Below are 17401 nucleotides of genomic sequence, written 5' to 3'. Positions count from 1 at the left end.
GTCTTACGTTAGCCGACGAATTTCAGCCAGCCTAACAGGCCCCAGGTCAGCCCGGCGAGTATCAACGACAGCATCACCGCCGCTGAGCCAATATCCTTGGCCCGCCCGGAAAGTTCATGGTGCTCGGTGCCAATACGGTCCACCACGTTTTCTATCGCGCTATTGAGCAACTCAACGACCAACACGAAAAAACAGCTGCCGATCAGCAACAGCCAGCTCACCGGGCCTTCGCCAATCCACCAGGCAAACGGTATTAGAATGGCCGTAATGGTGACCTCTTGACGGAACGCGGCTTCGTTGCGGAACGCCGCTTTCAATCCTTTCCATGAGTAGCGCGTTGAATGCGCCAAATGCGTCAAGCCGGTGTGCCCTGGTTTCATGGCGGTTGCCTCAAAATAAAGTCGTCAATTGGCGAGTATCATGGCTTCAAGATCTTTGGTCAGCGGATCCAGCACCTGCGACCAGTTCAGGTAAGGTGTACTGGCATTACCGTTGACCAACACGCTGAATACCCCCCAACGCCCCTGAGCCGTGCGAAAGTAGCCGGCAGCAGCGCGCACGGCGAAGGGCTGATTAAGCGTACCGGTTTTTAACATGACATTGTGTTGAAAGGTATCGGAACCGCGCCGAATAAAACGCATCACGCCGTTGGCGGGTGACTGAAAGGCCGCTATAAAACTCGGAAATAGCGCACTTTCATGGAACATCTCGGTCAGCATTACATTGATACCATGCGCCGATGTACGGTTTTCGGTGGTCAGCCCGCTACCGCTGTATAGCGTCAGCGGCCCGTGCCCCGGCAGGCTCTCGGCATAACGCTCCAACGCCAGCCCCGCTTCGCGAAGCTGTACCTGGGGAGGCTCCACCAGGTTGAGGGCCAGCACATCGGCCATGTAATTATTTGAATAGTTCATGATGCGCAACAGCAATTCCTGTAGCGGCTTGCTATCCACCGCGGCAAGCCGCTGCGCATCACCTGGCGGCCGTATCGAGGTGATGCGCCATCCATCACGCACGCTAATCCCTGCCTGCCGGAGCATGCCCAGCACTACCTCGGCGGTGACCTCAGCGGCATCTCCCGCACCACGATAAACATCCCGTGCCCGGGCATTCGTTGATATTTGCCCGCTCAATCGAAAGATATCACCGTCGGCGTTGGTGATCCTTTCGGCGCTGATCTCGGTGCCACTGTTATCGGGCTTGGTGACCACCCGATTGTCAATCGTGGTCCCCAAGGACTGACCGTCGCATAGCGATATTCGCGCCGGGTTGCCGGGCACCGGCGCGGGAGCGACATTGGCACACCAGCTACCAAAATTCACACCCGCTGACGACAGCGGCGCGCTATAAGCATTGGCAACACGCGTCAGCGCGTCACAGCGGTCGGTGGTGATGCAGTCAACAGGGCCAAAGCGCCACTGATTGACAACCAGAGCACCCTCAACCTGACGCACGCCTGTTTGCTGCAACCGTTGCACCAGACGCCAGATATCTTCGGTGGTGAGACCGGGGTCACCGCCGCCCTCGAAAATCAGATCCCCGCGTAAAACGCCGTCTTGAACACGCCCGGAACTGACCAGTTGACTGGTAAACCGATGCTGGGGACCAAAGCGCTCCAACGCAGCAGCAGCCAGATACGCCTTGGTAACCGATGCCGGGGAAAGCTGGCTCATCGGCTCAATGCTTGCCAGCGGTGCCGCATCGGCATTCAGCAAACGCGCCTCGGCGCTGACAGCAAACCCTTTATCCTGAAGCTGGCCTACCCGGCTAAAATCAGCCCACAACGGGCAACTGATCAAAAAGCTCAGCACACCCACTGCTGACCGCCATCCCCAATCACTGCTACTAAAACGCTGCCAGCCACCGCGCAACATCCGCCTCTCCTTAATGCACGCTCATTTTCGAAAATACTTGCAACGTCACCACACCGGCGACGATCAGGCTAATACCGACGACCGCGGGCACATCCGGCTTTTCGCCGAAAACCACTATACCCACCAGCGTGACCAGTACGATCCCCAGCCCTGCCCAGATGGCGTAGGTGATCCCGACTGGCAAGCTACGCAGCACCAGACTCAACAAATAGAATGCCATCCCATAACCGCCGACTACCAGAAGGCTTGGTAACGGACGGGTAAATCCCATTGACGCTTTTAAAGCGCTGGTAGCAATCACTTCGGCAATAATCGCCAGCACCAAATAGACAAATGTCATGTCGACTCCAATGCCACACGCAAGCGCCATAGTGTTTGGCCGCTTTGATGATACTTGGCCTCAAACGGTGTTAAATATTCACCGCTGGGCACCCATTCAGTGACGTCGGCCCGCTGACCGGTCACCTGGCAGGCCGCCATGGCGAACTCCTCAATATACAGCGACCAGTTTGAGCGGACTTCCAGCAAGCCTCCCAGCGCCAACAGTGTGGGGAAGACCGGATGTCCATGCCAGCGCATTTTCAAATGCGACGCCTTTGGGTAAGGATTCGGGTAAAGCAGATAGTGCCGTTCGGGTGCCCACCCGGCCTCGTGCGCCAACCGCCAGAAATCGACCAGATCGGCGCGCACCAGCCGGGCATTGGCGGGCAGCTCGCCATGAGCCCGGGTGAGCCGGTCCTCGCTGCGATCAACACCGATAACCGTATGATCAGGGAACTGCTCCGCCAGCCGCCGGGTCGAAAACCCAACGCCGCAACCCGCATCGAGTATCAACGGACCTGACTGGCACTCATACCACTGCGCTACGGAGGCGAATGCTTCCTGGGTATGCCTCGCAATCGGCTTACGCAGTGGATGAGTGAGCCCACGGCTGACCCGGCGGGCCAAATCGTGGTGCGGGCCTGGCTGATTGGTCACCACCGGCCTCGAAGGCTGCTGCATATTGACTCTCTTGTAAAAGGATCTGTCGACCATCGCGCCATGTCACCCGCACCCGGGCACCAGCGCACAATAAATCGCGTAAATAATGCGATTCTACCAGTCCAGCATGGTTGCGGCATGACGCCGCTGCTCGCCCGGTGATATGATCACTGGCAGCAATACGCATTTTGTCATATTTATTAAGTGCAAAGCGGCGGGTAAGACTCTTTGCTTATAAGCAACAGGTGTTACTGTCAGTGACGCATTGCCGATAACTGTTATTTAAACCACCGCACCACGAGGAACCCGGCTTGTCACACTTACCGGTGATTGTCGGCATGGGCGGCATCAATCCCGCTGGCAGAACCTCGGGCCATCAGGCCTTCCGCCGGACCGTGCTTGATGCCCTCTCTGCTGACCAGCAACGCCAGACAATAGAGGGGCTGGCGGCACTGATGCGCCTGGCTTCGCCGTCTCCCCAGGGGTGGCACGACAGCGCAGGACAGCCCATCAAGGCCCCGGCTGATACGTTACGCGAATACGTTCTGAACCACACGCTGATTCGCCGCAATGAAGACCCGCGTTTCAGCGAGCCTGGGCTCCCAGCCAATCGCCATGTGAGCATGCAACTCGCTGAGCCGCTGCGTTTTCGGCTGCGCCGTCGACAGCTGCCTGAACAGCTACCCTACAGCTGGCAGGTTCAGGATATCGACCTGCGTACGGTTGAAGTCTGCGTGCCCGCAGGTGAGATGAATGCCCTGCTCCCCGATGCGCAGCCCCCAAAGGTGCGCGCGGCGGCTCAATTGCCTACCGGCTTCGACCCCGCCAGCCTTTACCGCAGCGTACATCACCCTCGCGGCTTGGCGATGTCAGTGTTTGGGGCCAGTGATTGCCTGGGCGCCAGCGGCCTTTCGTGGGAACACCTTCGCCAGCAGTTGAACCCGGACCATATTGCCGTTTATGCAGGTAATTCGATCGGTCAGCTAGACGAACTGGGCTGGGGAGGACTGCTGAAGAGCCTGGTCAGCGGACAGCGCGCCACCTCTAAGCAGATGCCGTTAGGCTATGGCCAGATGCCCGCCGACTTCTTGAACGCCTACGTGCTGGGCAGCGTTGGGGGCACCGGCGCCGCGCTGGGTGCCTGCGCGAGCTTTCTCTACAACCTGCGACTGGGTATCGACGATATTCGTGCCGGGCGACGCCGTGTGGTGATGGTCGGCACCGCCGATGCGCCGATCACCCCCGAGATTATCGAAGGCTTCCGGGCCATGGGCGCCCTGGCCGATGATGCCAGCCTCAAGGCGCTCGACACGCTGGAGCTGTTGACCGATGCAGATTACCAACGTGCCTGCCGCCCCTTTGCGCGCAACTGTGGTTTTACCATGGCCGAGGCCAGCCAGTTTGTGCTGTTGATGGACGATGCCTTGGCCCTTGAAGTCGGCGCCGATATTCTAGGCGCCGTGCCGGAGGTATTCGTCAACGCCGACGGCTACAAACGGTCTATTTCAGCTCCCGGTATTGGCAACTATATTACGCTTGGCAAGTCAGCATCGTTGATCCGCAACATGCTGGGCGACAACGCCTTGAGGTCACGCAGCTTCCTGCACGCTCATGGCACCAGCACACCCAAAAACCGCCTTACCGAATCCCACGTCTTTGATGAGATCGCCCGCGCCAACGGCATCGACGACTGGCCGGTGGTGGCGGTCAAAGCCTTTATCGGCCACTCCCAGGGTAGCGCGGCCGGCGATCAACTGGTCAGCGCACTGGGCAGCTTTGCCCACCAATTACTGCCCGGCATTCCCACCCTGGACGCCGTGGCTGACGATGTTTACGCCAACCGCCTGCGCTTCTCGTCAGTTGCCCAGCCGTTTAACGCCGATGCCGCCCTCATCAACGCCAAGGGATTCGGCGGTAATAACGCAACCGGCGTTGTGCTGTCTCCTGCGGTGACCGAACGCCTGTTAACGCAGCGCCATGGCGCAGCTGCCATCCAGGCTTGGAAAACACGCCGCGAAAGCGTTCGTGAGAATGCCGCCGCCTATCTGGAGCATGCCGACCAAGGCCATTACGCACCCCGCTATCAGTTTGGTGAAGCGGTACTTGAAGGACCCGAACTGGATATTCGGGTGGATCGCATCCATATTCCCGGATATGACCACGCGGTATCGCTGGAAAGCGATAACCCCTTCGGCCGCCTGGATGATGAGGAGCCAACGTCATGACGGATCAGCGCGTCAATATCGCCGTCTACCCGGGCACCTTCGACCCCATCACTCACGGCCATTACGATTTAATCGAGCGCGGCGCCCGCATGTTCGACAAGGTGGTAATTGCGATCGCCGCCAGTCCCGGCAAACACCCAACCCTGGATTTAGCCACCCGCATCGAGTTGGCTCAGGAGGTCTGTGCAGGGTTACCCAATGTGGGCGTCATCGGCTTTTCCAATCTGCTCACCAGCATGATGCACGAACAGGGCGCAACGATTATTCTGCGCGGACTGCGTGCCGTCTCCGACTTTGAGTACGAGCTTCAGCTCGCCAACATGAACCGCGCCCAGAACCCGGAGCTTGAGAGCGTTTTCCTCACGCCAGCAGTGGAAAACTCCTATATCTCCTCCACGATGGTGCGGGAAATTGCCAAGCTTGGCGGCGATGTATCACCGCTGGTTCATCCCAAGGTCGCAGAGACGTTGCGTAAGCACTACAATGGCTAAGACGCTAATGTTGAGCAAAACACTCGGGTAATCGCATTACCCGAGTGTGAACGCCATCCGTGAGGTATACCCATGGCCCTGATGATTACCGACGAGTGCATTAACTGCGACGTCTGTGAACCCGAATGCCCCAACGACGCCATCTCGCCTGGCGAAGAAATCTATGTAATCGATCCCAATCTGTGCACCGAATGCGTGGGTCACTTTGACGAACCCCAGTGCCAACAGGTTTGCCCGGTCGACTGCATTCCACTTGACCCGGAACGCCCCGAAACGCACGACCAACTGATGCACAAGTACCGTCTTATCACGGCTGCCTAGGCTAATCAGGTGCGTATATGGCAGCTAGCCTGGCCCATCATCATCTCCAACATCACGGTGCCGCTGCTTGGGCTGGTGGATACAGCCGTGGTCGGCCACCTGCCTGACTCCCGCTACCTGGCTGCCGTTACCCTGGGTGCCACCCTGTTCAGCTTCCTGTATTGGGGGTTTGGCTTTCTACGTATGGGCACTACGGGGCTAGTCGCCCAGGCAGTCGGCCGAGAAAGCGACAGCGATGTGCGCAACCTGCTTGGCCAATCGCTGATCATGGCCGTCGTTATCGGCAGTTTATTGATTGCCTTCGCATCGCCGATTATTGCCCTGGGACTATGGCTGCTAGATGGTAGCGAGGCCGCCACAGCCCTTGCGAGAAGCTACGCTGAAATACGTCTATGGTCGGCCCCGGCGGTTTTGGCCAATTACACCATTCTGGGCTGGTTCCTCGGCCAGCAGAACGCTCGCGTCACGCTGATGATCCTGGTGCTTACCAACAGCGTGAATATCGTCCTTGATGTGTGGTTCGTGATGGGCCTGGGCCTCACCAGCGATGGCGTGGCGTGGGCCAGCGTGATCGCCGACTATTCCGCCCTGGCATTCGGCGGTTTTCTCGTCTTGCGTCAGCTAGGCAAGCTCGAAGGGACGTTTCTGCGTAGCCGTCTGGGGGTTCTTTCTGCCTATGCGGCGTTGTTTAACGTCAACGCCAATCTTTTTATACGCACACTCGGACTTTTGTTTGCCATGGCATTTTTCACTGCCCAGGGTGCACGCCAGGGCGACACCATCCTCGCCGCCAATGCCGTACTCCTGCAGTTCATCATGCTTACCAGCTATGCCCTTGACGGCTTTGCCCACGCAGCGGAATCGCTGGTGGGGCGTGCCGTTGGCCGTGATGACTGGCCAGCGTTTGCCGACACGGTGCGGGCGGCGGCGCGATTTTCCTGGTGGACTGCCGCCGGCGCCGCACTCGTGTTCGCTGTGGGCGGCAATGGGTTGATTGCCATGCTCACCGGTCTTGAAGCAGTTCGCGCCACTGCCGCCACTTACTTACCCTGGATGGTCGTGATGCCACTGATCGCCGTGTGGAGCTACCTGCTGGACGGCGTGTTTATCGGCACGACATCCATCGCGGCCATGCGCAACAGCATCTTTATCGGCCTGGCGGCCTACCTGCCTACCTGGTGGCTAACCCAAGAACTTGGCAACCATGGTCTGTGGCTCGCCTTCATGGCATTTACCTGTGTACGCTCGGCTGTCTTGATAGGCTATTACCGTCACTACCGTCTTACTCGCTGGCGTTGATCAAGCACTTGTCAAACCTGCCTGTGAGGATGAAAAAACGGTCGTTGCCCAGTATATTAGCGGTGCACTTCCTAATAATGAAAAAGTGAGCCTGCCATGTTGAAAATGATATCCAAACCGGCGGTGAAGATGGTCGAACGCTATCTTCCCGATCCATACATCTTTGTACTGCTGCTGACCCTGATTGCCGCTGTCGCGGCGATTGCCATCGAGCGTCAGACGCCACTGGCTGTCCTGCGTTTCTGGGGCGACGGCTTCTGGGGCTTATTGACCTTCTCCATGCAGATGCTGCTGGTACTGGTCACCGGCTTCATGCTGGCCAGCTCTCCCCCGGTCAAACGACTACTGCAACGCCTCGCCAGTACGGCGAAAAGCCCCGGTGGCGCGATTATTCTGGTCACCCTGGTATCGCTTACAGCAAGCTGGATTAACTGGGGCTTCGGCCTGGTGGTAGGCGCGCTGTTTGCCAAGGAACTGGCTCGCCTGGTGCGTGTCGATTACCGACTACTGGTCGCCAGCGCCTACTCCGGCTTTGTGGTCTGGCACGGTGGGCTGGCGGGTTCAATTCCGCTCACCATTGCCACCGAGGGCCACTTTGCCGCTGACGATATCGGCATTATCGGCACCGGCTCAACGGTATTTGCGTTCTTTAACCTGGCCATTGTGGCGTGCCTGTTCATCTCCATTCCGCTGGTCAACCGGCTGATGCTGCCGGACGAAAAAGACAGCGTCTATGTAGACACCAAGCTGCTGGACGATGAGCCAGAGACCAAAGGCCGTATTACCCGCCCGGCTGAAAAGCTGGAAAACAGCACCTCATTGGCCTGGCTGGTAGGTATTCCAGGACTGTTGTTCCTGGCCGATCATTTCCTGCTGCGCGGGGGCGGCTTGAACCTCAACGTGGTGAACTTTCTTTTCCTGTTTCTGGCGATTGTTCTTCACCGCACACCGCGCAACCTGCTCAACAGCCTGCACGAAGCCATTAAAGGTGGCGCTGGCATTGTCATCCAGTTCCCCTTCTATGCCGGCATTATGGCCATCATGGTCGAGTCCGGCCTGGCACAGAGCATGTCCGAATGGCTGATCTCGTTTGCCACTGAAACGTCACTACCCTTCTGGTCGTTCATCAGCGCGGGGATCGTCAACCTGTTTGTGCCTTCAGGCGGTGGTCAGTGGGCTGTTCAGGCACCGGTCATGCTGCCCGCGGCGGAAGCCCTGGGGGCGGACATTTCACGCATTGCCATGGCGGTTGCCTGGGGTGATGCCTGGACCAACCTCCTGCAGCCATTCTGGGCCTTGCCGGTTCTGGCGATTGCGGGCCTGAAAGCCAAGGATATTATGGGCTTTTGCCTGGTTCAGCTGTTTATTACCGGTGCCATCATCTCGGTTGGCCTTGTCTGGTTTTAAGCTCAGGCAATGCGTCTGCGCCTGCCATGAAGGCAGGCGCTTTACATTGATCTCAAGAGACGAGTAGAGCCCATGTCGGATACCCCTATGACCGCCCTGCCCGGTCAGCATGAATTGTCCATGACTGTCTTAATGACGCCTGACATGGCGAATTTCAGTGGCAAAGTTCACGGTGGTGCGATTCTCAAAAAACTCGACGAGATTGCCTACGCCTGCGCCAGCCGCTATTCCGGCCATTACGTAGTCACCCTGTCGGTCGATCAGGTGCTTTTCAAGCAACCCATTCACGTTGGTGAACTGGTCACCTTTTTGGCCAGCGTCAATCACGTAGGGCGTTCGTCGATGGAAATTGGCATCAAGGTGGTGGCGGAAGATATCCGCAATAAACTGATCCGCCATACCAATAGCTGCTATCTCAGTATGGTGGCGGTAGACGCCGACGGAAAACCCGCTAAAGTTCCGCCACTTGCCTTGGCAACGCCATTGCAGCAGCTACGCTTTGAGAAAGCCGCCCTGCGCAAAAAAATGCGCAAACAAGCCGAGCATCAAGAACAGCTGGCCCAACAGCAGCATCAATCACAAACGCCGACTTGATCCGTCTTGCCGACGCCCGCCAACTAAGCCAAAGGAGCTGCCATGCCTGCCAGGGAGCGCTATCCCCATCTTCCCAAGGGCGTTGAGTACGCACACATTGGCTGGGACTTTTTCATTCTTGCGGCCGTGGTGATCAACCTCGGTTTGTTGTTGTTCGATTCACTATTTTTACTTGCTCCGATCAACCAGACGATAGAGGCGATATCGCCGAGCTTTCATGGCGCCTACGCGACCACCATTCATAGCCGCTTCATTACCATCGACCTGTTTTTTGTCAGCATTTTTATCGCTGACGTGTTGCTGGGCTGGGCCGTGGCGATTGCCGAGCGCCGTTACCACCGCTGGTTTTTCTACCCCTTTGTACACTGGTACGACGTCCTTGGTTGCATCCCGCTGAGCGGGCTGCGCTGGTTGCGCATTCTGCGGGTTATCTCGCTGCTTTACCGGCTGCACCGCCTGCGTCTTATCAACGTCGAGGGTTGGTGGATCTATAAGTTCTTCGGCAAGTATTACGATATCTTGCTGGAAGAGCTCTCCGACCGTATCGCCCTGCGGTTGCTTGGGAATGTTCAACAGCAAATACGCTCAAGCGACTCATTGACCGAACAGGTCATAGACCGTGTCGTCATGCCGCGCAAACAGCAACTCATCCAGGAAATTGCCCAGCGGCTTGAGACGTCTGTGGGCACTGCCTACCAGCACAACCGACACGCCATCATGGCGGCGATCAGCGAGTTGGTCAGCCGTACGCTGCGTGAAAGTCCCGAAATCCAGCGACTACGCCGCCTGCCCATGGGAGAGACTGCCACCAGCGCCATGGAAGCATCGTTAAGCGGCGTTGCCCAACGGCTGGTGGATGAAGTCGCCCTGTCGATTCACTCCCCCGAGTTTCAACGGCTCGTTGAAGGCGCGGCGGAAAATGGCTTTGATAGCTGGCTGACCCCAGACGAAGGCAGTGACCGGGTCACCGAACAGGTGGTGTACGACGTCCTGGAATTACTCAAAGAACAGGTCAACCGCCAGCGCTGGAAGGACCGCTACGACTAGCTGACAGACAAAAAACCGATGACACTGAAGGATCAATGCGGGCTAACCGCAGCTTAGCTTTTCGATCACGTCATTATCGTCGAGGTGGATATTCAGCCGCCCCGGGCGATGGTCCAGGGTGGCAGCCTCCTCTGGCCGCAACACGCGAACTTGTTGAGCACCGCTTTGTTGCGCCAGCGCGTCGCTTGAGGTGCCATCTATCGGCGCTCCCAAGGCAAATTGAATATCTTCCAGACGGCAGGCTGTCCTTTCATCATCGGTGGTGTGAGCGCTACCAACCTGCGGCGGCGGGGGCGCACTCGGGACATCATCACCCGCGCCGGGGGTCTGGGCACAGGCCGCCAAGAAGAGAGATAAAAGTGTTAAAACACTAAGCTGCCAACCTCGCCAACACATCATCCTTGAGACTCCTGTTACATGAAAAATGCGTTTATAACGCAGCGGACCGACGCTAAACGTCGGTCCGCCTGGTACCACTTTGCTTAGCTTGCCGCGTCCTGAACGGCTTCACCGCCCTCTTCTATATCCTGGCCTGCGCCACTGAGGGTATTGCAGCCCGCCAGTACGCCTGCCGACATTAAAAGAATAAAGCTCATTGCCAGTAGTTTTTTCATGAGTGTTCTCCTTAACAAATTCAATCACTATCGGGATACTTCAACTCAATACGTATGAGCCAAAAGCACTTTCAGGGTAACAGCCTTTTCAGTATGGCGCCTACTTTGAAAGCCATACCTTTTCCTACCCGATGAGGATCACCGTAATGACAACCTTTGCACTTGATGAGCGCCTGGCCAAGGATACGCTGCTACTGTCAGACTTGCCGCTCTGCCGCGCTTTGTTAATGCTCGACGCGCGCTATCCCTGGGTAGTACTGGTGCCCAGGCGTGCTGCGCTGAGCGAGGTGTTTGAACTGACGACCGACGACCAGCAACAGCTCTGGCGGGAGGCAGGCCAGTTGGGCCAGATGATGAAGACCGCCTTTAACGGCGACAAGCTCAATATCGCCACGCTGGGTAACGTGGTCAGCCAATTGCATGTGCATGTAGTGATTCGCCACCACGACGACGAGGCCTGGCCAGCGCCCGTTTGGGGGTATGGCAGGGCCGAGCCATACACGCCCAACAAACAGCAAACCATGCAAGCACGTCTTTCGGCGCTGATTGAAACGCTGGACTTACGCTAACCACCGGTGAGCGGGTTGCCTGACCGAGACGGCGGCTCGCCTAACACCGGGTCCCCCACCGGCTGTGCGACACCGGCCGCCCAGAGCGAAACGCCCAGCGTGACAATCACGATGCCCCCCGCAAGGGCCACCCAACCCGCTGCCCGCTGAACGCGGTGGTAAGCTGCCCCCTGACGCGCCAGACGACGCTGCGCCCAGCCTCGCGCCACAACACTGGCCAGCGCAAGCATCGATACGGTGAGCCCAGTGCCCAACGACATGGCGGCAACAGCGGCCACCCCCACCGCAAACTGACCCAACAAGCCTGCTGCGCCTAGCATCAGCACCGCCCCGCTGCACGGGCGCATGCCAATCGCACCGACGGTCATCAGCGCGGTGCGCCAATCAAGCGATTGCTGCGGGCCAATATGGTGCCCCCCGCAGCATGCATGGTCATGGTCGTGGTCGTGGTCGTGGTCGTGGTCGTGGTCGTGGTCGTGGTCGTTCACAGCATAGGCTCGGCGCAGTTGGCCAACAGCCCGCCAGCAAAGCCATACCCCCAGGGTCGCCACCAGAAGAAAACTGGCGTATTCCACCCATACGACGCTGCCCATCGCCTGGCGCGTTACCCAGCCGAGGCCGTAGACCAGGATGGCCACCAACACGATGGCCGTTAGCCCCTGGAGCAGCGCTGCGGCAAACGAAAGCCCCAGGGCACGCCCCACGGCACCACCGTGAGACATCAGGAATGTTGCCAGCACCGCCTTACCATGCCCTGGCCCGGCGGCATGAAACACGCCGTAGCCAAAACTTACCCCCAGCAGTGTTGCCCAGGTTGCCACCGCTGACTGCTCTGAAAGCGCCGTCAGCGCAAGGGTAAGGTCCCGGTGCAACTCACGCTGCCAGCCGAGCAAGGTGTAACTCATTGACGCTAACCCGCCCTGCCACACGACAAGGCTTGCGACGGCAACTCCCAGGGCTAAAAGGCATAGCAACCCTAAAGGTAAACGCCGAGACATCATGGACACACCACCTGACCCGTTTCAGCAAAATAGCGCCCTAACCCCGGCTCGCCGCTTTCATCGGCATCCAGGCGTGACGCTTCCATGATCTTCTCGGGATCCGGGTCAGCGGGCATGATGGTGAGCTCGCACTCGGGCATATCACGCAGCACAAGGGCATTGTCGCTTGGCTCGTCACCTTCCGCTTTATGCACCACCTCAAGGTAATAGGTCGGGTCATACACTTGATACGTGAGCGTGCTGCCGCTTAATGCTGGCGTGGATGCGAACGGCAGGATAAAAATAAACGTCAGTCGATTATCGCGTCGCATGGCGGTGTATTCGCTAACCTCTTTAAGCGGCAGGCGCTCACCGTCTACCCGCGCTTCGGTAAAGTAGCCTTGGCTGGCAAGATTGTTGCGTATTTCGCCACCTAACTGATCAAGCCCCTCGTCGAGCGTCGCCCCATCGACACGTTGCAGCTCGTCGAATACCACCAGGCTATAGAACGGATCCATTTGCCAGGTTTGGTGCAGGCCCGTTACCCGTCCCTGGTCATCGGTGAGCACACGGACGCTGATATCTATCCATCCGTGGGGATGCGCCATGGCGCTCGCGCTTGCCAACAGGCTCAACGCACCTATAAAGCCGACCCAGCGGGGTGCCAGCCAGCGGAGCAAATACGTCATGGTACCAACCCCAGGCGGCTTTGGAGCGCCACTAACCATGGATCCAGACGGTTCGGCGGTAACGGCTGCCCACCACGCCACGCCGAAACGCTCACATGGCTGTCTCTGCCTACCTCACTCACCTCGAGCACTAGCCGGTAACCTGGCCAGCGTGCCAACACGCCTTCGGCACGCCCAAGCGATAAATCGGCGTGGCGCAGGACATAGCCTTGCTCGATCATCAGGCTAACTGCCGCGCGAAAGGTGTCTTCAGCCGGGGCCTGATAGACCAGTTCGCGTGGCTCCGGCGGCGGTGTCGTCGCGCAGCCGCTGAGCATTACCAGCAAGCCAGCCGCGGCCCAATGAATCACTCTCATGGTGCGCTGTCTCCTGTGGTCGTATACGCGTCCAGGGCAGTTTGGAATCGCGCGCAAAAATCGTCGGTACTGGCGCTACGCCCCGTGCGCAAACTGCCATACTGATCAAACCGGCGGATATCGCGTGACACTCGCACGTGATGGTTATCCCAAAGCAGCGATACCCGTTCTACTTCGGTGGGCAACTGGCCAAACCCACCACCCAAACCAACCCCCAAATGCGACCGGCCACCAACGCCCATCCCGCCGAACACGCTCAGCGACATTCGTGAGCTGAAATGCGGCGAGGCGTAAAGGTCTGACGCACCATGTAGCTCACGCTCTCGACTGGCGCTTAAAAAACCTAACCGGGTATCGCTTGCGTCCAGACTGAAGCCCCATTCAGTCAGCACATCGACACTGGCAGTCAAGGTTGAAGGCGCCTCGCTTGGAAAGTAGCACGCCGGGGAAGGCAGGGGGTCCGCATTGGGCAGCGATGACGGTACCGCCTGACAGCCGCCAAGGGCGAGCAGGCATATGAAACTGAACGGCATCCACTTCATAACCACTCCTTGGGTTGACGGATGGTGCTGGTTTGCTTCGGCATGGCGCGCTAAGCTCATTCTACAGACCATGATCATTGAAAAGGGTGCCCATGCATATCCTGTTTTGCCCTGATAGTTTTAAAGACGCACTCAGCGCAGAAGAAGCGGCACATGCCATGGCCCGGGGCGCCGCATGGGCGGACCCTGACCTGCATCCGCTGATCTGCCCATTGGCTGACGGTGGCGAAGGCAGCCTTGATGCCCTGATCGCGGCAACCGGGGCCGAGCGTCGTCAACAAACGGTGTTGGATGCCCTGGGCCGCCCGCGCCTGGCCTATTGGGGCTGGCTTGCCGAGCAGCGTACCGCGTTTATTGAACTGGCAGAAGCCAGTGGCCTGCAACCACTTACCCAGAATGAGCGCGATGCGCGTTATACGTCTACCTATGGCGTGGGCCAGCTGCTTCTCGCAGCACTGGACCACGGCGCAGAGAAGGCGCTACTGCTACTAGGCGGTAGCGCGACCAACGATGGGGGTGCTGGCATGCTCCAGGCGCTGGGGGCTCGCCTGCTCGATGGCCAAGGACAAGCGCTGCCCCCAGGCGGAGCCGCGCTTGCCGACCTGGCGACGCTATCGTTAGAGGAGCTGGACCCTCGGCTTGGCAAACTGGCCATTGATGCCGCGGTGGATGTCGATAACCCGCTGCTGGGCGAGCACGGCGCCAGCGCCGTTTTCGGACCACAGAAAGGCGCGACACCCGCTCATGTTCAGCAACTTGACCAAGCGCTCAGCCATTTCGCCGACATTGCGGCCGATACATTGGGCCGTGATGACCGCGACCTGCCCGGCGCGGGTGCGGCGGGCGGCATGGGCTTTGCTGCGCACGCATTCCTCGGCGCCACGCTGAAACCGGGCATCGACATGCTCATGCAGCAGGCCGGGGTTGATACCTTGCTCGCCCAGGCCGACCTGGTAATTACCGGAGAGGGACGTCTGGACGGCCAAAGCCTTTCCGGCAAGACACCCATCGGCGTTGCGCGAGCGGCCGCGAGGCATCAGGTGCCGGTGGTTGTCTTGGCCGGCAGTCTGGGCGATGGCTGGCAGGCCTGTTTGCAGGAAGGCGTGACCGCCGCCTTTGCGCTTGCGGATGGCCCGATGGCGTTAAGCGACGCATTGCCCAGAACGGCTGAGCTGCTTGAAGCCCGTTGCGAAAACCTGGTTCGGCTTTGGCAGTCGGCCCGCCCTTGAAAAACGACGGCCTCGTCTGCATTTACTGGTTATAGATTGATAGGTAATGGGCTAGCGCTATGGCGGCAATGCAAAAAACCTGCTTTGCAACGCTAGTCCGCCCTCTTAACCTAATCACCAACATTTGTCGCCGCGCAGCGGTGCCCATCAAGGAGTCTAGATATGTCCGATACCAACAGCATCGGTCTTCACGAAGGCAGCGCCAGCCAGTTGGCAGAAAAACTCAATCACCTGCTCGCCAACTATCAGATCTTTTATATGAACGTTCGTGGCTATCACTGGAACGTCAAAGGTAACGACTTTTTCGAGCTGCACGCCAAGTTTGAAGAATTTTACACAGACTTGCTGACGAAAGTGGATGAAGTTGCCGAGCGTATTCTCACACTGGGCCACAAACCTGTCCACGCCTACAGTGACTACATCAAGCTCTCGCGTATCGAGGAAGACAAAGACGTCCACGACGGCACCGCCTGCGTCAATGGCGTACTGCGCGGCTATCAAGCGCTGATCGAATTGCAGCGTGAGTTGCTGTCCATCGCGTCAGATGCTGACGATGAAGGCACCGCATCGCAGGCAAGCGATTACATTCGCGAGCAGGAAAAAACCGTCTGGATGCTGAACGCCTACCTCAGTAAATAAGCGTTTCAGAAGCCGGTCGTCGAATGAAAACGGCACCCATCGGGTGCCGTTTTTGGGTTCAGGGGTTATGCGCCAGGTCTTCCACCAGCGTTTTCAGCAAGCGCCAGAACTCGTCCACCGTTGCCAGCTCCACGCGCTCATCCGGCGAGTGCGCACCGCGAATCGTGGGGCCAAAAGACAACATATCGAGATGTGGGTATTTACTGCCCAGAATACCGCATTCAAGCCCCGCATGAATTACCTTGACTGCTGGCTGTTTCCCTAACAGCGACTGGTGGCAGGCGTTAAAGCGCTTAAGCAGATCACCGTTGGGGTTGGGTACCCAGCCCGGGTAGCCGTGCTCGACGTTAACTCGTGCCCCGATCAGTTCAAACAGTGCTTTAAAGCGGTCCGCCATCGCCGTGACGGCGCTGTCGTGTAGCGAGCGCACCAGTGCACATAGGTGAAAGCGCCCTTTATCGAGGCTCACCACCCCCAGGTTGTTGGACGTTTCAACCACACCGGGCACATCGGCACTCATCCGCTCGACGCCACAGGGGGCTGCATGCAACGCGGCCACCAGCATCGTGCTGGCATCCAGTGTCAGCGGTTCAACATTTCTACTTGGGCTTAGAGGCTCGGCAACCAGCCGCATACCCTCATCACCACTGCCCAGTTCGCGCTGCAGCGTTTGCGTCAATTCGCTAACAATAGCCAGCGCCTCTTGCTGCTCGTCAACGGGCAGGGCGATATCGGCAAAGGCTTCGCGAGGGATCGCATTGCGCAGTGTGCCACCCTGATAGTTAAGCAACCGGGCATCGACATGCTCGAGGGAGCGCAGCACGCGTACCAACAGGCGGTTGGCGTTACCTAGCGGCTTATGAATATCCATCCCCGAATGGCCGCCCTTTAATCCCGTCAGCGACAGTCTGAGCAGGCACTCATTGTCCCTGAGTGCAGCACTAGGTAGTTGGGCATTAACGACCACATCGGCCCCACCCGCGCAGCCAATAAACACCTCGCCATGATCCTCGCTGTCGAGATTCAGCAGGCGCTCTCCTTCCAGCCAGTTTTCGGCCAGATGCAGGGCACCGCCCATTGAGGTTTCTTCCTCAAGGGTAAACAAGGCTTCCAGAGGGCCATGGGTAAGCGCGGGATCTTCAAGCAGCGCTAAAATCGCGGCCACCCCAAGGCCATTATCAGCCCCGAGGGTCGTGCCCTCGGCATGCAGCCAACCGTCAGCGACATAGGTCGCGATCGGGTCACGCTGGAAATCATGCGCGTGCCCGGCATTGGCTTGAGCCACCATGTCCAGATGACCCTGCAAGATGAGCCCTGGGACGTGTTCATAACCCGGGGTGGCCGGCTTGCGCAGGCGCAGGTTGCCAAAGGCATCACGGTCGTGGGCCATGCCTTGTGTCGCTGCCCAGGCTTCCAGCAACTCAACAAGCTGGGCCTCATGGCCGGATGGGCGAGGCGTATTACACAGCGTACGAAAGTGCTGCCACACGAGTGTGGGGGTCAGCGCATCAAGATGTTCGTTCATGGAAACTCTTTATCATGGA

21 protein-coding genes are annotated in these 17401 nt (G+C 58.5%); 10 read left to right on the top strand and 11 right to left on the bottom strand.

Features of this window, described 5'->3' with window-relative positions; translation table 11 throughout:
- Positions 1-8 precede the first annotated feature (8 nt).
- The 4 genes from B7L15_RS00155 to trmB are packed head-to-tail and all read right to left on the bottom strand — an operon-like array spanning position 9 to position 2876.
- Positions 9-380 carry a diacylglycerol kinase gene (locus tag B7L15_RS00155; protein WP_085917044.1) on the bottom strand — a complete coding sequence of 124 codons (372 nt, stop codon included), beginning with the start codon at positions 378-380 and terminating at the stop codon, positions 9-11.
- A 24-nt stretch (positions 381-404) separates the two neighbouring features.
- Positions 405-1874, bottom strand: a complete 1470-nt coding sequence (gene dacB / locus B7L15_RS00150; protein ID WP_085917043.1) for a D-alanyl-D-alanine carboxypeptidase/D-alanyl-D-alanine endopeptidase — start codon at positions 1872-1874, stop codon at positions 405-407.
- A 10-nt stretch (positions 1875-1884) separates the two neighbouring features.
- Positions 1885-2214, bottom strand: a complete 330-nt coding sequence (locus tag B7L15_RS00145; RefSeq protein ID WP_085917042.1) for a DMT family transporter — start codon at positions 2212-2214, stop codon at positions 1885-1887.
- Positions 2211-2876 (bottom strand): tRNA (guanine(46)-N(7))-methyltransferase TrmB, encoded by a 666-nt coding sequence (trmB, locus tag B7L15_RS00140; protein WP_085917041.1) that lies wholly within the window; start codon positions 2874-2876, stop codon positions 2211-2213. Before trmB ends, B7L15_RS00145 begins: the two co-directional genes overlap by 4 nt.
- A gap of 317 nt (positions 2877-3193) precedes the next feature.
- Between trmB and B7L15_RS00135 the strand changes: the two genes are divergently transcribed.
- The 7 genes from B7L15_RS00135 to B7L15_RS00105 all read left to right on the top strand — a co-directional run bounded on the left by B7L15_RS00135 (position 3194) and on the right by B7L15_RS00105 (position 10239).
- Positions 3194-5080, top strand: a complete 1887-nt coding sequence (locus tag B7L15_RS00135) for a beta-ketoacyl synthase (protein WP_085917274.1) — start codon at positions 3194-3196, stop codon at positions 5078-5080.
- On the top strand, positions 5077-5571 hold the full coding sequence (gene coaD, locus B7L15_RS00130; protein ID WP_085917040.1) for a pantetheine-phosphate adenylyltransferase: 495 nt from the start codon (positions 5077-5079) through the stop codon (positions 5569-5571). The genes B7L15_RS00135 and coaD overlap by 4 nt, the downstream gene beginning before the upstream one ends.
- A gap of 72 nt (positions 5572-5643) precedes the next feature.
- Complete coding sequence (locus tag B7L15_RS00125; RefSeq protein ID WP_085917039.1) at positions 5644-5892, top strand: YfhL family 4Fe-4S dicluster ferredoxin; 249 nt, start codon at positions 5644-5646, stop codon at positions 5890-5892.
- A 9-nt stretch (positions 5893-5901) separates the two neighbouring features.
- A complete protein-coding gene (locus tag B7L15_RS00120) occupies positions 5902-7191 on the top strand; it encodes an MATE family efflux transporter (RefSeq protein ID WP_085917038.1) in 1290 nt (429 codons plus the stop codon).
- Between the two features lie 96 nt (positions 7192-7287).
- Complete coding sequence (locus tag B7L15_RS00115) at positions 7288-8598, top strand: short-chain fatty acid transporter (RefSeq protein WP_085917037.1); 1311 nt, start codon at positions 7288-7290, stop codon at positions 8596-8598.
- Positions 8599-8670: 72 nt separating this feature from the next.
- Positions 8671-9192, top strand: a complete 522-nt coding sequence (locus B7L15_RS00110; RefSeq protein ID WP_085917036.1) for an acyl-CoA thioesterase — start codon at positions 8671-8673, stop codon at positions 9190-9192.
- Positions 9193-9234: 42 nt separating this feature from the next.
- On the top strand, positions 9235-10239 hold the full coding sequence (locus B7L15_RS00105) for a hypothetical protein (RefSeq protein ID WP_085917035.1): 1005 nt from the start codon (positions 9235-9237) through the stop codon (positions 10237-10239).
- Positions 10240-10281: 42 nt separating this feature from the next.
- Here B7L15_RS00105 and B7L15_RS00100 read toward each other — a convergent pair whose 3' ends face one another.
- Both B7L15_RS00100 and B7L15_RS00095 read right to left on the bottom strand, forming a co-directional pair.
- The gene (locus B7L15_RS00100; protein ID WP_085917034.1) at positions 10282-10638 is read right to left on the bottom strand and encodes an I78 family peptidase inhibitor; all 357 of its coding nucleotides are present in this window, start codon (positions 10636-10638) and stop codon (positions 10282-10284) included.
- Positions 10639-10721: 83 nt separating this feature from the next.
- Positions 10722-10853 (bottom strand): entericidin A/B family lipoprotein, encoded by a 132-nt coding sequence (locus B7L15_RS00095; protein ID WP_085917033.1) that lies wholly within the window; start codon positions 10851-10853, stop codon positions 10722-10724.
- A 146-nt stretch (positions 10854-10999) separates the two neighbouring features.
- On the opposite strand from B7L15_RS00095, the gene B7L15_RS00090 reads away from it, so the two are divergent.
- Entirely contained in the window at positions 11000-11422 is a 423-nt protein-coding gene (locus B7L15_RS00090) for an HIT domain-containing protein (RefSeq protein WP_085917032.1), read from the top strand.
- Here B7L15_RS00090 and B7L15_RS00085 read toward each other — a convergent pair.
- The 4 genes from B7L15_RS00085 to B7L15_RS00070 are packed head-to-tail and all read right to left on the bottom strand — an operon-like array spanning position 11419 to position 13989.
- A complete protein-coding gene (locus tag B7L15_RS00085) occupies positions 11419-12423 on the bottom strand; it encodes a nickel/cobalt transporter (RefSeq protein WP_085917031.1) in 1005 nt (334 codons plus the stop codon). The genes B7L15_RS00090 and B7L15_RS00085 overlap by 4 nt on opposite strands.
- Positions 12420-13091 (bottom strand): DUF1007 family protein, encoded by a 672-nt coding sequence (locus tag B7L15_RS00080; RefSeq protein ID WP_085917030.1) that lies wholly within the window; start codon positions 13089-13091, stop codon positions 12420-12422. The genes B7L15_RS00085 and B7L15_RS00080 overlap by 4 nt, the downstream gene beginning before the upstream one ends.
- The gene (locus tag B7L15_RS00075; RefSeq protein ID WP_085917029.1) at positions 13088-13447 is read right to left on the bottom strand and encodes a hypothetical protein; all 360 of its coding nucleotides are present in this window, start codon (positions 13445-13447) and stop codon (positions 13088-13090) included. Before B7L15_RS00075 ends, B7L15_RS00080 begins: the two co-directional genes overlap by 4 nt.
- Positions 13444-13989, bottom strand: coding sequence for a hypothetical protein (locus B7L15_RS00070; protein WP_085917028.1), 546 nt, complete (start codon positions 13987-13989; stop codon positions 13444-13446). The genes B7L15_RS00075 and B7L15_RS00070 overlap by 4 nt, the downstream gene beginning before the upstream one ends.
- Before the next feature lie 92 nt (positions 13990-14081).
- Here B7L15_RS00070 and B7L15_RS00065 point away from each other — a divergent pair, with 92 nt between their 5' ends.
- On the top strand, positions 14082-15218 hold the full coding sequence (locus tag B7L15_RS00065; protein WP_085917027.1) for a glycerate kinase: 1137 nt from the start codon (positions 14082-14084) through the stop codon (positions 15216-15218).
- Between the two features lie 162 nt (positions 15219-15380).
- Positions 15381-15857: a Dps family protein gene (locus tag B7L15_RS00060; RefSeq protein WP_085917026.1), complete on the top strand. Its 477-nt coding sequence runs from the start codon at positions 15381-15383 to the stop codon at positions 15855-15857.
- A gap of 58 nt (positions 15858-15915) precedes the next feature.
- Here B7L15_RS00060 and B7L15_RS00055 read toward each other — a convergent pair whose 3' ends face one another.
- The gene (locus B7L15_RS00055) at positions 15916-17382 is read right to left on the bottom strand and encodes an aminoacyl-histidine dipeptidase (protein ID WP_085917025.1); all 1467 of its coding nucleotides are present in this window, start codon (positions 17380-17382) and stop codon (positions 15916-15918) included.
- Between the last annotated feature and the right edge of the window lie 19 nt (positions 17383-17401).

The sequence above is a fragment of the Halomonas sp. CSM-2 genome (assembly GCF_002119345.1).
In the GTDB taxonomy this organism is placed as follows: domain Bacteria; phylum Pseudomonadota; class Gammaproteobacteria; order Pseudomonadales; family Halomonadaceae; genus Vreelandella; species Vreelandella janggokensis.
The sequence above is the reverse complement of the archived record's forward strand: the minus strand, read 5'-3'. Positions and strand labels throughout refer to the sequence as shown.

Excerpts from the sequence above, each read along its gene's own strand:
- B7L15_RS00110 (WP_085917036.1), top strand. The coding sequence starts at position 8,671 with ATGTCGGATACCCCTATGACCGCCCTGCCCGGTCAGCATGAATTGTCC.
- B7L15_RS00060 (WP_085917026.1), top strand. The coding sequence starts at position 15,381 with ATGTCCGATACCAACAGCATCGGTCTTCACGAAGGCAGCGCCAGCCAG.
- B7L15_RS00100 (WP_085917034.1), bottom strand. The coding sequence starts at position 10,638 with ATGATGTGTTGGCGAGGTTGGCAGCTTAGTGTTTTAACACTTTTATCT.
- B7L15_RS00065 (WP_085917027.1), top strand. The coding sequence starts at position 14,082 with ATGCATATCCTGTTTTGCCCTGATAGTTTTAAAGACGCACTCAGCGCA.
- B7L15_RS00090 (WP_085917032.1), top strand. The coding sequence starts at position 11,000 with ATGACAACCTTTGCACTTGATGAGCGCCTGGCCAAGGATACGCTGCTA.
- trmB (WP_085917041.1), bottom strand. The coding sequence starts at position 2,876 with ATGCAGCAGCCTTCGAGGCCGGTGGTGACCAATCAGCCAGGCCCGCAC.
- coaD (WP_085917040.1), top strand. The coding sequence starts at position 5,077 with ATGACGGATCAGCGCGTCAATATCGCCGTCTACCCGGGCACCTTCGAC.
- B7L15_RS00070 (WP_085917028.1), bottom strand. The coding sequence starts at position 13,989 with ATGAAGTGGATGCCGTTCAGTTTCATATGCCTGCTCGCCCTTGGCGGC.
- B7L15_RS00075 (WP_085917029.1), bottom strand. The coding sequence starts at position 13,447 with ATGAGAGTGATTCATTGGGCCGCGGCTGGCTTGCTGGTAATGCTCAGC.
- dacB (WP_085917043.1), bottom strand. The coding sequence starts at position 1,874 with ATGTTGCGCGGTGGCTGGCAGCGTTTTAGTAGCAGTGATTGGGGATGG.
- B7L15_RS00155 (WP_085917044.1), bottom strand. The coding sequence starts at position 380 with ATGAAACCAGGGCACACCGGCTTGACGCATTTGGCGCATTCAACGCGC.
- B7L15_RS00080 (WP_085917030.1), bottom strand. The coding sequence starts at position 13,091 with ATGACGTATTTGCTCCGCTGGCTGGCACCCCGCTGGGTCGGCTTTATA.
- B7L15_RS00095 (WP_085917033.1), bottom strand. The coding sequence starts at position 10,853 with ATGAAAAAACTACTGGCAATGAGCTTTATTCTTTTAATGTCGGCAGGC.
- B7L15_RS00105 (WP_085917035.1), top strand. The coding sequence starts at position 9,235 with ATGCCTGCCAGGGAGCGCTATCCCCATCTTCCCAAGGGCGTTGAGTAC.
- B7L15_RS00055 (WP_085917025.1), bottom strand. The coding sequence starts at position 17,382 with ATGAACGAACATCTTGATGCGCTGACCCCCACACTCGTGTGGCAGCAC.
- B7L15_RS00115 (WP_085917037.1), top strand. The coding sequence starts at position 7,288 with ATGTTGAAAATGATATCCAAACCGGCGGTGAAGATGGTCGAACGCTAT.
- B7L15_RS00135 (WP_085917274.1), top strand. The coding sequence starts at position 3,194 with ATGGGCGGCATCAATCCCGCTGGCAGAACCTCGGGCCATCAGGCCTTC.
- B7L15_RS00085 (WP_085917031.1), bottom strand. The coding sequence starts at position 12,423 with ATGATGTCTCGGCGTTTACCTTTAGGGTTGCTATGCCTTTTAGCCCTG.
- B7L15_RS00125 (WP_085917039.1), top strand. The coding sequence starts at position 5,644 with ATGGCCCTGATGATTACCGACGAGTGCATTAACTGCGACGTCTGTGAA.
- B7L15_RS00145 (WP_085917042.1), bottom strand. The coding sequence starts at position 2,214 with ATGACATTTGTCTATTTGGTGCTGGCGATTATTGCCGAAGTGATTGCT.